Raw genomic sequence first — 13,056 nt, 5'->3', positions numbered from 1 at the left:
CCATGCCCTCGTTTTCGTTCTCCAGCGCGCAGGCTGCCCGCGAGTGCGTCTCCACGCAGCTCAAGGACCTCCGCCTCGGCGCGCATCTGACCATGCAGGCGCTGGCCGACCTGTGCGGCTGGAACAAGGCGAAGACCTCACGTATCGAGAGCGCGAGAACCACGCCCTCCGACGCCGACATCAGGGCGTGGTGCATCGCCTGTCGCGCCGAGGACCGGGCCGACGACCTGATCGCCTTCTCCCGATCTGCGGACATGATGTACGTCGAGTGGCGGCGAACGCAGCGGACGGGGCTACGGAGCCTTCAGCAAGCCGGCGTCCCGTTGTACGAGCGCACCGCGCTGATCCGCGCGTACTGCTCCAGGGTCGTGCCCGGACTTCTTCAGACGGAGGACTACGCACGAGCCCTGCTCACTCTCGTCGCTGACTTCCGTGGACTTCCCGATGACGTCGACGAGGCGGCTGCGGCACGCGTGGCCCGATCGCGTGTCGTCCGCGACGGGCATCACCGTGTCGTGCTGCTCGTCGAGGAGGATGTCCTTTTCCAGCGCATCGCTGCCGACCCCGTTATGACCGCTCAACTCGCCTATTTGCGCACGGCTATGACCTATCCGGCTGTCTCGCTGGGGATTGTTCCGAGTTCCGCGCCCCGGGTCATTTGGGGAATCGAGACGTTCACGATGTTCGACGACGTGAGAGTTCACGTTGAGCTGCTTTCAGCCAAGGTGACCGTCACGGTTCCGGGCGAGGTGCTGCTGTATCAGCGTGCTTTCGCCAGGATCAGTCGGATGGCGGTGTACGGACCTCGTGCAAGGGCCCTGATCGACAGAGCGATTGACTCCCGTGGCTCTCCCGAGTGAATGGCCTGCAACAGAATGCAACAACGTGGACCGTCAACCACTCCCGTCCGTAACGTCATTGGCCCGACAGCCGAGCCGGCAGTCGAGCCGACAGATGACGTGAGAGGACGAGGCGACCATGGGCAAGAAGGGCGGAGACCACTCCGGAAAGCCGGACACCTCCGAGAGCGACGGCCACCGTGAGAAGCCGCCGGGGCCGACCAAGCCGTACGAGCCCCCGAAGAGGTGATGCCGGATGACAACGCACCAGCAGCTCGTGCACACGCTGCTTCGCCAAGGCGTACTACCGCCCGAGTGGCACGAGACCGTGGCCTCGGTGGACCGCGGGCTGTTCATTCCGGAGGTGTGCGAGGGCGGAGACTTCACCGCGGACCCGGAAGGCTGGCTCCGGTCCGTTTACGCCGACGCTCCGGTCGTGACCCAGGTCAACGACGGGAAGCCCACGCCCGACAGCGAGTTCAGGCTCTTCACATCCTCCTCCACGATGCCGTCCATCATGCTGGAGATGCTCGCACTGCTCGACGTACGCGAAGGGCATCGCGTACTGGAGATCGGGACCGGGACCGGCTACCACGCGGCCTGGCTGTCCCACCGGCTGGGCGCGGCGAATGTGACGAGCGTGGAGTTCGACGAGGCGGTCCTGTCCGCCGCCGTGAAGAATCTCAGCAACCTCGGCCACCACCCGACGACGGTTCTGGGCAACGGTCACGAAGGGCATCCGGCGGGCGCCCCGTACGATCGGATCATCTGCACGTGCACCATGCGGAATGTGCCGGGAGCGTGGCTGGAGCAGTGTCCCGACGGGCGCATCGTCACCCCCTGGGGCAGCAGTTACTTCAGCGGCTCCTTCCTCACCCTGACAGTCAAGGACGGACAAGCGCTCGGTACGTTCTCGGGCGACCCGGCCTTCATGTGGGACCGTACGGCCCGGGCGGGATCGGTCCGGCCCGGGGGCAGCGGCCGAGGCGGGCCGGGGGCCCCGGAGACGAGGACCACGACCGATATCCCTCCGCAGCACGTCATCCAGGACGCCCCGGCGTTCTTCACCGGCCTCAGCCTCACCGACGTGCGCTACCGCTGGTGCCCGGCGGACGACGACAGCGGCGAGGCCACACTCCGGTTTGTCGCGGACGACGGAATGTCGTGGGCCACGGTCGCGTACGTACCCGACGCGGCAGCGTACGAGGTCGAGCAGCACGGCCGCCGCGCCCTCTGGGACGAGGTCCGGCACGAGTTCTTGCGCTGGCACGACTTGGGCGCCCCGGACCGCTCCCGCTTCGGTGTTTCGGTCAGCACCGGTGCTGGCACCGGCACCGGGGGCCAACAGATCTGGCTGGACGACCTGCACCACGTCGTGGCGCACACGGGTGCCGGATAGACCGTACGTAGCAAGGATGCGCATCCGGTGAGCGCGGGTGCGGCAGCTCCCGCACTGTCCAACGCGACACGGAGCGAACGCGTTCCCGTACGCCATGTGACTTTTCCCGCCCGCGCCGTGCCTTCTTCTCATGGCGACCGCGCTCCATAATCCGAGGTCGGCGGCCGGTCAGGGCAGCCCGCGCGCGCCCATTTCAGAGTGTGCCGAGCCACAAGGGGGAGCCCAACCATGACCTCGGAACCGAGCACGCCGATCACCGCCGGGGCTGCCGGCACCTGGAAGCTCGGCGACCGGGAAGTCAACCGTCTCGGCTTCGGCACGATGCGGCTGACGGGCAATGGCATGAGGGGGAACTCCGAAGGCGCCCCCATCGACCGCGCCCGCGCGGTCGGAGTGCTGCGCCGCGCGGTCGAACTCGGGGTGAATCACATCGACACCGCCGCGTTCTACTTCTCCCCCCTGCGCTCCGCCAACGAGCTGATCAACCGGGCGCTGGCCCCCTACCCCGACGACCTGGTCATCGTCACCAAGGTCGGACCGGGGCGGAGCCCGTCGGGGGAGTGGCTGGGCATGGCCGCGCCGGGGCAGTTGCGCGGCCAGGTCGAGGAGAACCTGCGTCAGCTCGGCCGCGACCACCTCGATGTCGTCAACCTGCGCCGAACGACCCAGGACTCGATCGCCGAACACTTCGGCGCCCTGGCCGAGTTGCGCGCCGTCGGACTCATCCGCCACCTGGGCATCTCCAACGTGGGCCCGGAGCACCTCGCTGAGGCCCAGGCCATCGCGCCGGTGGTCTGCGTGCAGAATCAGTACGGTCTGGGTGCCCAACTCGCCGGTACCGAGAGCCTGCTGGAGATCTGCGGAGCGCAAGGCATCGCGTTCGTACCGTACTTCGCGATCGCAGGCGACCGGCGCGAGGCGCCAACAGGTGTGGCGCGTACGAGCGAGGCGCGTACGGGTGCGGCGCGTACGAGCGAGGTACGCGCGAGCGCCACGCCTGACGGCGAAGTGCTCGCCGTCGCGCGCGCCCACGGCGCGACGCCCGCGCAGGTCCGGCTGGCGTGGACACTGCACCGCGGCCCCCATGTGCTGGCGATCCCCGGCACCGGCGACCCCGGCCACCTCGTCGAGAACATCGCCGCCGGCGCGCTGCGGCTCTCCCCGGACGAGCTGGCCCGCCTCCAGCCGCCGCCCCGCCACAGCGGCGAAGCGTAAGCGCTCAGCCGCGGTCTTCATCGCGACCGATCCGATCAACGAAGGACTCATTGTGCGCAAACTCGTGTACTTCATCGCCTCCACGCTCGACGGCTTCATCGCCGGCCCCGACGGCTCGGACCCCAGCGGCCCCGGCGGTTTCTGGTCCCCGGCCGAGGACTACATCCAGCACCTCGTGGAGGAGTACCCCGAGACCCTGCCGGGACCGGCCCGCGCCGCGCTCGGTGTCACCGCCGAGGGCGTCCGCTTCGACACCGTCGTTGAGGGCCGCAGGAGCTACGAGGTCGGGCTCGCGGCCGGTGTGACCGACGCTTATCCCCACCTCAAGCATGTGGTTTTCTCCCGGACACTGACGGAGAGCCCGGACCCCGCCGTCGAACTCGCAGCCGATGAACCAGTCGCGAAGGTAAGGGAGTTGAAGCGTGGGAACGGCAAGGACATCTGGCTCGTCGGCGGTGCGGAACTGGCCGGCGCGCTCTACACCGAGATCGACCGTGTGATCGTAAAACTCAGCCCGCTCACCATCGGCACCGGTATCCCCCTCTTCGGACGGACCACCGCCTTCGCGCCCCACGCCTGGGAGCTGACCGACCACACCGTTCTCAAGAGCGGAGGAGTCTTCCTCACGTACGACCGACGCCGCGCGTGACATGTGGTGCGTGACCTGCGCCGTGTGGCGCAGGTCACGGGAAGGCGGTAGCGGGTGCCGGACAGCTTCCTGAGGTGAGCACTCAACTGCGTACCCGGATCAGAGCCGGGGATTCGAGCGCGTACGCCGAGCTGTTCGACAGCTACGCGCGCGCGATCTACAACCACGCCTTCCGGCTGACCGCCGACTGGTCGACCGCCGAGGACGTGATGGCCGCCACGTTCATGGAGGCGTGGAAGCTGCGGGACAGGGTGGATCCCGAAGGGGGTTCGCTGCGGCCCTGGTTGCTGGGGATCGCCACCAACACCGCGCGGAATCAGTTCCGTTCCAACCGCCGGTACCGGGCCGCCGCCAACGCCGCCGCGGCGGCCGAGCTGTCGGTGCCCGACCACGCCGACGAGGTGGCCGGCCAGGTCGACGACCGCCGGAGACTCGCGACCGTACTCACCTGCCTCGCCGCGCTGCGCCGGAACGAGCGCGAGGTCATCGCGCTCTGCCTGGGCGAGGGCCTCGACTACGAGGCGGCGGCCGAGGCGCTCGGCATCGCAGTCGGTACGGTCGCCTCCCGGCTGTCCCGGGCCCGCAAGAAGCTGCGCACGCTGGCCGAGGCCGAACTCGCCCGCCCGCTGGACGCCACGCTCCGGGAGACGACGGCCCGGAAAGAAGTACGCGGAAAACGGGAAGCCACTGTCCTCACCCGACAGATAAGAGGCGATCACAACAACGCGATCCGGCCCGTACAGGAAGGAAACCGATGAACGCGAACCCGTCCCGGCAGTCCCCGGCGGACATGGACGAGAGCGCCCAGCTCATGTCCCGTACAGCGCGCGACCTGCCGCCGGGCCGTCACCAGTTCCACAAGGAGCGTCTGATGGCCCAGATCCACGACATGCGGCAGAACGAAAACGGTACGGCGTCCACCGCATCCGCCCCCACTGCCCCCGCCCCCGTAAAGAAGGCCCGGCTGCGGATGCCGCGCCTGGCGATCGCGCTGCCCGCGCTGGCCGCCGCCGTGGCGGGTGTGATCGTGGCCGCCTCGGTGCTCGACATCGGCGGTGGCGGAGACGATGTCGCCACCGGGCCGGCCCTGACCACCGACCTCGGCACGGCCAGCGCCGACGGCGTACCCCAGCTGATCGACCAGATCGCGCTCGCCGCCGCCTCCGGGACGGACCGCCCGAAGGTCGGGCCCGGCCAGTTCATCTACGTCGAGTCCAAGACGGCCAGCACGTTCATCAAGACCGTCAACGACAAGAGCCGCCTCATCAGCGAACCGCTCAGCACACGGCAGATCTGGATGTCGCCCGACGGCACCAAGGGCTGGCTGATCGACCCCACGGTCAACGACGGTCCCGAGGGGGAGACCCTGAGCCTGCCCGACGAGCAGGGCAACACCCCGAAGCCGAGCCTGAACGGAGCGTCGTACGACTACCTGACCAAGCTCACCACCAACCCCGACAAGCTGCTGGCGAAGATCTACAAGGAGACCGCCGGCCAGGGCAACTCCCCCGACCAGCAGGCATTCAGCACGATCGGCGACCTGCTCAGCGAGAGCTACCCGCCCGCGGCGCTGTACCCGGCGCTGTTCAAGGCCGCCGCGAAGATCCCCGGGGTGGTCGTCGTGAACAACGCCGTGGACGCGACGGGCCGTCCCGGCATCGCCGTTGCCCGGCAGGACGAGTTGGGCGGTAACCGCGAGGAGTGGATCTTCGACAAGAAGACCCATGCCTTCCTCGGCCAGCGCAACGTCCAGGTGAAGCAGCAGACAGAAGAGGGCATCGTGATCAAGCCCGGCACCGTCAACTACACCAGCGCCATCCTCACGCGCGCCGTAGTGGACGAGATGAAGCAGACCCCGTCCTCGTAAGACCTCGACATTCCCGTAAGTCCTCCAGCCGGCCTCCGACACCGCAGGGTGGTTCCGTTATCACCTGCGGGTCGGTGGTGGGGGTTGCCCAGGGGGCCCGCTGTCCTGGCGGCCGGTTCGGGGTCCGGCGGGCGGGTGGGCCCTGCGGGGCTCCGGCCTCATCCGGCACCTGGGCGTCTCCGGCGTGGGCCCGGAGAGCCTGGCTGAGGCCCGGGCCATCGCGCCGGTGGCCCGCGTGCTGAAACGGAAGCCACGCGCCCGATTCCTGCAGTAAGGGAGGCTTTGGGCTACTGACTGTGAGCACCCATGCGTATGAGCACGCATACTCATGCGGAGCGCGGGGCGTCCGCCGGAGACTCTGCACATGACACGAATCCGCGCTTCCATCAGCGCGTTCACCCACCCCCGGCGCGCTCTCGCGGTTGCCGCCCTCACAGCCCTGACGATTACCGGCTGCGGAAGTGACGAGCTGGGTGGCAGTGAGCCGGGCAGGCGCGTCGACTCCAAGGTGAACGCCACATCGTCGCCGTCCGAGCAGGTGGCATTCGCGGCGATGCTCGACAGGCTTGCGCAGCCGTGTTCTTGGACCGATGGGACCGCGTCTGGACCTACTGACAAGATGCCGACCGGTCCGACCGGTCCGACCGGTCCGGAGGGGGAACAGAGTCTCGCCCCTGGTGAGACTCCCCCGACAGACCCGATCGAGCCCGGCGCACCCACGGAGCCCGCAGTACAGCTGAACGACCGCGATCAGTGCGCGAGCCTCCAGCACGAACAGCGCATCATCCAGGCGCTGCAGAAGGTCTCGGAGCCCACCCCCGCCAAGGTCAGAGTGACCCTGAACGGCCTCGGCTACATTGACGAACGCATTCACGGCCTCAAGCAAGACGGCAAGGCCACGCGCTTCTACCTCGACCTGCGCGAGAAAGGCGGCCGACTCTGCGAGGCGGGTTTGGCGACGGGCAGGGAATCGGATGTCGCAGTGTGTACAGCTCCTGCCACCGGACCGTTCGCAGTCGAGACGACAGAAGAGCAACCTTAGAGAGACGGCGATGAGGCTTGTAGCAAAGGCTGTTGAGGGGTCACGCATTTTCTGGACAGTCGATTTGCTGGTGGACACCGCACCGCAGCTCCTACGCACTGGCTATCCCGGGCACCGGTAACCCCGCGCCGCCCGCGCGCTACAGCTCGTGCCAAACGGCTTGGTGTACCTGCAACCCGGCCAAGTGCGGTGAAGACGGCCTGGCTACCTGTCTGTCTGCGGGTCAGTGCGAAGCCGAGTGGGGTGGGTCGGTGGCGGGGGTTGCGGGGTGACGGGGCCGCCCCTCCTGGTGTGAGTGTCGCGTCTCCGTGTCAGGTGTAAAGGGCGCTCCTTCGTCGCGTCGCTGCGCGATGACCTTCGGTCACCCTTGACACCTGCCCCGGAGTCGCAAGTGCGGCTTGTTGGGAGGGGCGGCCGGGTGGGAGGGGGTTGCCCGGGGGGTCCGCTGCACTGCCACTCGGCTCAGGGTCCGGCGGGCGGGTGGGCCCTGCGGGGCGCGCGGTAGAGGAATGGGGTGACTCGGCCCCGGCTCAGCGGCCGACCGCCCGCTGTCGGCTGAGACTCAAGCCCCGCTGGTCACCGGGTGTGGGTTGTGGGGTTGCCGGGACGCAGGTGACGACAAGTGGCCCCCTGAAGGCCGTCTATGCGTCGGGGAGGGCCGCTAATGCACCTGAGGACACATGTGCCGCCCGAGCAGCCCCCCAACGGGTTACCAAACTGCCCCATATGGGGCATGCGGGCAGGGTACCCGGCCCGCAGACCCGGCCGGGACAGCAGAACCCGTCCGCCTTCCGGGCACCACACGCGACGGTGACCAGCGGGGCTTGAGTCGCAACCAGCAGCGGGCGGTTGGCCGCTGAGCCGGTGTCGGACCGCCCCATTCCTCTGCTGCGCAGCCCCGCAGGGCCCACCGGGCCGCCGGACCCTGAGCCGGCCGAGAGAACAGCGGACCCCTTGGGCCCCCTCCCCCCGGCCGCCCCCCCTCTCCCGTACACGCGCCGGAAGGGGAGGTGTCAAGGGTGGGCGCAGCCCATCGCGCAGCGACGCGACGAAGGAGCGCCCTTTACTCCTCCCCTGGAGGCGCGACACTGGCAGGAGGAGGGGCGGCCCAACGCCGCACACTCGCCACCGGCTGGCCCCGACAAGGTCCGGCCCCGCCCGTCAGCCTCGCGCACTGCCCTACGGATAACGGCTTGCCGCTTTGTGGATATGGCGGAGAGTCAGCACTTACCTTCATTGATCTTTTTGGTGACGAGAAGCTTATGGTGCACGCGAGGAAGCAAGAGAAAATTGATCACGCCTGCCGCCAAGATCGGGGCAACGAACAGCCAGCTGTCCATGAGGAAAACGAACGAGGTAATAATCGCCAATGAGTGGATGGCGGCTTGAATAATTCTGACGCTTTTATTCTGCTCCACCCTGAATCTCATCCTCTGCTCGGTGTGTCACCTGATCTGTCCCTTGATCTGTCCCCTGGGCCGCGCGTCCCTGCCGCCGCCGTCCGTCACCGGCCGAGGTCGCCGGACTTCAGGCCGTCGAGGAACGCCGCCCACTCGGCGGAGGTGTAGAACTGCGTGCCGCTGTCCCGGTGGGCTACCTCCACGCAGTCGTTGGTCGGTCCGGCGGACGCGTCGAGGTCTTCCAGGACCACGGAGCTTGCGGTGGTGTCGTAGACGACAGCCTGAAGTTCGGGTCCGAGGCTGAACATCACGAAGTGGGACGACAAGTGCGCGGCCTGCCACTCCGACAGCGGTAGCACTTGGACGCAGACGTTCTGCTGCTGCGCCACCTTGTGGATGTGCGCCAACCGCTCGCGGTGTGTCCTGCGGGACGGCATGGGGTCTGCGTGGGCGTCGTCGCGTGTTACGGGCGGACCGGTGCCCGGATCGGGGCCCGGTCCCGGGCCCGCGCTCCGGGGGAAGCGTACGGAGGCGGCGGCGCCTCCCCCGGGCCGCGTGCGGCGTAGGGCTACGCCAGTTCCGCCAGGGCCGCCAGTGCCACCCGTACCTGGCCCAGCGGGTTCTCGCCGATCGGCCTCAGGACCACCGTGTCCGCGCCCGCCTCCCAGAGGCTGCGGATCCGCTCCGCCGCCGTGGCCGCCGGGCCCGCCGCGAGGAAGACGTCCTCCCGTGGGATGCCCAGCCACTCCGTGTACTCCGCCACCACCGGCGCGGTCGCCGTCGTGACCCCGGCCGGGTCGTCGTCCACGTACAGGTGCGTGAAGACGATGAGTTCGTGCGCGGCCGGGCCGTCCGGCGATACGGCCGCGCGGCCCTTGGCGATGGTGTTCAGCGCGGCCTCGACCGCGCGCGGGCCCTGGCCCTCGGCCATCACCGTGCCGTCGGCCACCCGGCCGGAGAGTTCCAGGGAGCGCGGCCGTACGACCCCGGCGACCACCGGCGGTGCCTCGGCCGGGGGGTGGACCAGGGTGACGCCGTCGATGTGGACGGTACGGCCGTCCACGCTCGTGGTCGCGCCTGACAGCAGGCCGCGTACGGCCCCGATCGTCTCCTCCAGCAGCGCGAGCTTCGTCGGGGACGCCGCGCCCACCTGCGCCATCCAGTCCGGCGAGCCGTGCCCGATGCCCGCGACGAACCGGCCGGGGAACACCCGCGCCAGCGTGGCGAATTCCATGGCCAGCAGCGCGGGGTTACGGAGCGGTGCCGGGCTGATGCCGATGCCCACCCGCAGCCGCTCGGTGGCCGCCAGCGCGAGCGTCGCCGAGGAGACACCGCCGGCCCAGCCCAGGTCCTCCACCACCCACAGGTCGTCCACCTGCGGGCCCGCGCCCAGATTTTCCAACTCGGCGGCGAAAGAGGCGAGTTCCTCCGGGCGGCGGGCTCTGTCGAACATCACGCCGATCCGGCGTGCTGCTGAAGCGGATGAGGCGGAGGAAGACGTGGAGAAGGCATTGGTCATTTCCTGACCTTAATAACTCGCCGCGTGCCCCGACCAGCCCTCTGGTTGAATCTGCCCACCAACTCACGCACCAACGAACGGGGACAGCAATGAGACGACGTACCCATGGCCTCATATCCGGGCTGATCGGGGCCCTCGCCCTCGTCGCCGCAGGCAGCGGCGCCCCAGCCCAGGCCGCCCCAGCCCAGGCTGCCCAGGCCGCCGAACCCACGGCCACGACCGCCGCCGCCCTCTCCCTCCGCGTCATGGACTGGAACATCCAGGGCGGTAAGGGCACCGACGGCGTCACCGACATCAACCGCGTCGCCCGGGTCATCGGCGCCCAGGACCCCGACGTCGTCACCCTCCAGGAACTCCACGACAACCGCGCCATCGGCGGCGTCAACCAGTGGGGGGCCCTCCTCGACGCCCTCCCGCAGTACTCCGCGCACTTCGCGAAGAGCGACACCAACGCGCTGGGCGGCCTCGCCGGCAACGTCATCCTCAGCAAGTACCCCATCAAGGAGACGCTGACCTACCAACTGCCCCAGTACCCCGCCAACACCACCGCCGTCCTGCGCAGCCTCGGCGGCGCGCGGCTCGACGTGGACGGGACGGCCGTACGCGTCTACACCACACACCTCTCGGCCGGCGTCGGCACCGAGGCCACCGAGCGCCGCAACCGGCAGGCCCGCGCGGTCATCGACAAGCTGCCCAGCGCGCTGATGACCTCCCCGATGCTGCTCACCGGCGACCTCAACGTCCGCCCCGACGACGGGATACGGCCCTGGTTCGCCGCCGCCGACTGGATCGACTCCTGGACCCGGGTGAACGTCAACACCGGCGCCTCCGCCGTCACCCACCCCGGTGATGGCCTGGACGACTCGCGGATCGACTACGTCTACTCGACCCCCGCCTTCGACGTCGACGGCGCGCACACCGTCTCCACCAACGCCTCCGACCACCTGCCCGTCGTCACGGACCTCACCGTCCGCTCCACCGCCGTGACCAGGACCGGCACGGTGCTCGCGGGCGCCGACTCCGACGCGGGCTGGGCGCATCTCGCCGTCCAGGGCGACGGCGCGGCCACCCTGCGGGTGTGCGACAACAAGGCGGACGGCTGGGGCGTACGGGCCTACGTCTCCCGGACGTCCGGCGGCGCCGAGGTGCTCACCGGCGCGGACGGCGCGTACGCGGACCGCTGCGGTACGTTCACGACGGCGGCCGGGGCCGTGACCTCACCGGTCGTCAAGGTCTGCCTCTACAAGAGCGGCGTCGAGAAGGACTGCCGGCAGCGGCAGTTGAGCTGATCAGGCGCCCGGTTACCCAACGCCCGCGCCCGCCCCGATGCTCCTCCGGGGCGGGCGCGCGGGTGAATCGGCCGTCTGTGGTGCAGTCGCCCGCGCTCATTCCTCCAGCGTCAGACCCCTGCGCAGCGTCCGCAGCGTCCGCGACAGCAGCCGCGACACATGCATCTGCGAGAGGTTCAGCTCCTCGCCGATCTCCGACTGCGTCATGTTCGCCACGAACCGCAGCGAGAGGATCTTGCGGTCCCGCGACGGCAGGCCCGCGATCAGCGGCTTCAGCGACTCGACGTACTCGATGCCCTCAAGTCCGTGGTCCTCGTACCCGATCCGGTCCGCGAGCGCGTTCTCGCCGTTCCCGTCCCCGTCGCTGTCCGTGGGCTGGGCGTCCAGAGAGCTGGCGGTGTACGCGTTGCTCGCGGTCAGGCCCTCGACCACCTCGTCGTGCGTGAGGCCGAGCCGGTCCGCGAGTTCACCGACGGTCGGCGCGCGGTCGAGCTGCTGGGCCAGTTCGTCGCCGGCCTTGGCGAGGTCGATACGGAGTTCCTGGAGCCGGCGCGGGACCCGTACCGACCACGACGTGTCGCGGAAGAAACGCTTGATCTCGCCGATGATGGTCGGCATCGCGAAGGTGGGGAACTCGACGCCCCGGCTCAGCTCGAACCGGTCGATGGCCTTGATCAGGCCGATCGTGCCGACCTGGACGATGTCCTCCATCGGCTCGCTGCGGGAGCGGAACCGGGACGCCGCGAACTTCACCAGGGCGAGGTTCAGTTCGACCAGGGTGTTACGGACGTACGCGTGCTCGTGCGTGCCCTCTTCGAGGGTGGCGAGACGGGCGAAGAGAGTCTTCGACAGCGCCCGGGCGTCTACCGCGTTGACTTTGTCGAACTGCGGGATCTCGGGCAGGCCGTCCAGGCCGGTCAGGCCGTTCAGGTTGTCGTGGCCGTCGTGGCCGTCCGGGGCAGGAGCGGTGGAGACGGTGGAGACGGCGGAGAGTTGCTCAGAAGGGGCGGGGGGAGTTGCCGACGGCGCGTGCGGGGTACGCGGTTCGTCGAGCCGGGGTGACATGGGTCTCCTCCATACGTAGCGGCATATGGCTGCCGGTGCCGATGCGCGTTGCTGCGGTTTGCGGCGCCTCCAAAGCCGGTCGCGGTCGGATGTGTCCCTACTAGCCCTACCCGCTATAAGCAGCCACTTGCAAGTGCGATTTGTGCGCTATGCCCGTAATGTAGGGGAGTTTGAGTACCGGTCGGCGGGTGAAAGGCGTAATGTTCGGCGGACGTCATCCATTTGTGGTGACCACGGGACGACACGGCGAAGAGGGACGGGCATGGACCGCCAGACGGCCGACAGCACGAACCGGGGCCGGCTCCAGGTCACGGCGCGCACGGAGGGCCGGAGCGAGGTGGTGACGGCGGCCGGTGAGCTGGATCACCATACGGCCGACCTGCTGCGGGTCCCGCTGGACGAGGCACTCGAACAGGGCCGGTCCCGTCTGGTGATCGACTGTTCGCGACTGGAGTTCTGTGATTCGACCGGACTCAATGTGCTGCTCGGCGCCCGCCTGAAAGCGGACGCCGCCGGGGGAGGGGTCCACTTGGCGGGAATGCTGCCTGTCGTCGCGAGAGTCTTCGAGATCACCGGCGCGGACGCCGTTTTCACCGTCCACGAGTCGCTCGAAGAGGCCCTGGCCGACTGAATCGGGGCCGGTGTCCGGCCCCCTGCCCGCGCCCCGCCCTCTCCTCGCGCCGTTCGGCCCGCGCCCCACCCGTCCGCCTCGTCCCTCCCCGCCTTCCCCCGCCCCGGCGGCCCCCCGTGTTGCCTGCGTCACGCCTTCCGT

13 protein-coding genes and 1 pseudogene are annotated in these 13,056 nt (G+C 69.1%); 10 read left to right on the top strand and 4 right to left on the bottom strand.

What is annotated here, in order from left to right:
• The first annotated feature begins 2 nt into the window (after positions 1 to 2).
• The 8 genes and pseudogenes from DVK44_RS11410 (at position 3) to DVK44_RS37030 (ending at position 7,011) form a co-directional block, all read left to right on the top strand.
• Positions 3 to 860: a Scr1 family TA system antitoxin-like transcriptional regulator gene (locus DVK44_RS11410; protein WP_114659580.1), complete on the top strand. Its 858-nt coding sequence runs from the start codon at positions 3 to 5 to the stop codon at positions 858 to 860.
• A gap of 235 nt (positions 861 to 1,095) precedes the next feature.
• Positions 1,096 to 2,238, top strand: coding sequence for a methyltransferase domain-containing protein (locus tag DVK44_RS11405; RefSeq protein ID WP_114659579.1), 1,143 nt, complete (start codon positions 1,096 to 1,098; stop codon positions 2,236 to 2,238).
• A 228-nt stretch (positions 2,239 to 2,466) separates the two neighbouring features.
• Entirely contained in the window at positions 2,467 to 3,453 is a 987-nt protein-coding gene (locus DVK44_RS11400; protein WP_114659578.1) for an aldo/keto reductase, read from the top strand.
• A 52-nt stretch (positions 3,454 to 3,505) separates the two neighbouring features.
• Positions 3,506 to 4,102, top strand: a complete 597-nt coding sequence (locus tag DVK44_RS11395) for a dihydrofolate reductase family protein (protein WP_114659577.1) — start codon at positions 3,506 to 3,508, stop codon at positions 4,100 to 4,102.
• A gap of 74 nt (positions 4,103 to 4,176) precedes the next feature.
• Positions 4,177 to 4,860, top strand: a complete 684-nt coding sequence (locus tag DVK44_RS11390) for an RNA polymerase sigma factor (RefSeq protein ID WP_228447085.1) — start codon at positions 4,177 to 4,179, stop codon at positions 4,858 to 4,860.
• Positions 4,857 to 5,969, top strand: coding sequence for a CU044_5270 family protein (locus DVK44_RS11385; protein ID WP_114659576.1), 1,113 nt, complete (start codon positions 4,857 to 4,859; stop codon positions 5,967 to 5,969). Before DVK44_RS11390 ends, DVK44_RS11385 begins: the two co-directional genes overlap by 4 nt.
• A gap of 142 nt (positions 5,970 to 6,111) precedes the next feature.
• Positions 6,112 to 6,216, top strand: a pseudogene (locus tag DVK44_RS37865) (aldo/keto reductase); the annotation flags it as partial.
• Positions 6,217 to 6,333: 117 nt separating this feature from the next.
• Positions 6,334 to 7,011, top strand: a complete 678-nt coding sequence (locus DVK44_RS37030; protein ID WP_114659575.1) for a hypothetical protein — start codon at positions 6,334 to 6,336, stop codon at positions 7,009 to 7,011.
• A gap of 1,220 nt (positions 7,012 to 8,231) precedes the next feature.
• Here DVK44_RS37030 and DVK44_RS11370 read toward each other — a convergent pair.
• From DVK44_RS11370 to DVK44_RS11360, 3 genes are all read right to left on the bottom strand, one after another.
• Entirely contained in the window at positions 8,232 to 8,429 is a 198-nt protein-coding gene (locus DVK44_RS11370; protein ID WP_162793784.1) for a hypothetical protein, read from the bottom strand.
• Positions 8,430 to 8,515: 86 nt separating this feature from the next.
• Positions 8,516 to 8,848, bottom strand: a complete 333-nt coding sequence (locus tag DVK44_RS11365) for a DUF397 domain-containing protein (protein WP_162793782.1) — start codon at positions 8,846 to 8,848, stop codon at positions 8,516 to 8,518.
• A gap of 131 nt (positions 8,849 to 8,979) precedes the next feature.
• On the bottom strand, positions 8,980 to 9,930 hold the full coding sequence (locus DVK44_RS11360) for an LLM class flavin-dependent oxidoreductase (protein WP_114659572.1): 951 nt from the start codon (positions 9,928 to 9,930) through the stop codon (positions 8,980 to 8,982).
• An 89-nt stretch (positions 9,931 to 10,019) separates the two neighbouring features.
• Between DVK44_RS11360 and DVK44_RS11355 the strand changes: the two genes are divergently transcribed.
• Entirely contained in the window at positions 10,020 to 11,219 is a 1,200-nt protein-coding gene (locus tag DVK44_RS11355) for an endonuclease/exonuclease/phosphatase family protein (RefSeq protein WP_162793780.1), read from the top strand.
• 96 nt (positions 11,220 to 11,315) lie between these two features.
• Here DVK44_RS11355 and DVK44_RS11350 read toward each other — a convergent pair whose 3' ends face one another.
• Positions 11,316 to 12,284 carry an RNA polymerase sigma factor SigF gene (locus DVK44_RS11350; RefSeq protein ID WP_114659570.1) on the bottom strand — a complete coding sequence of 323 codons (969 nt, stop codon included), beginning with the start codon at positions 12,282 to 12,284 and terminating at the stop codon, positions 11,316 to 11,318.
• A 262-nt stretch (positions 12,285 to 12,546) separates the two neighbouring features.
• Between DVK44_RS11350 and DVK44_RS11345 the strand changes: the two genes are divergently transcribed.
• Positions 12,547 to 12,915 carry an STAS domain-containing protein gene (locus DVK44_RS11345; RefSeq protein ID WP_114659569.1) on the top strand — a complete coding sequence of 123 codons (369 nt, stop codon included), beginning with the start codon at positions 12,547 to 12,549 and terminating at the stop codon, positions 12,913 to 12,915.
• Positions 12,916 to 13,056: the final 141 nt, after the last annotated feature.

This window comes from Streptomyces paludis (assembly GCF_003344965.1).
Lineage (GTDB): Bacteria > Actinomycetota > Actinomycetes > Streptomycetales > Streptomycetaceae > Streptomyces > Streptomyces paludis.
This window is presented reverse-complemented; position numbering and strand designations above follow the sequence as displayed.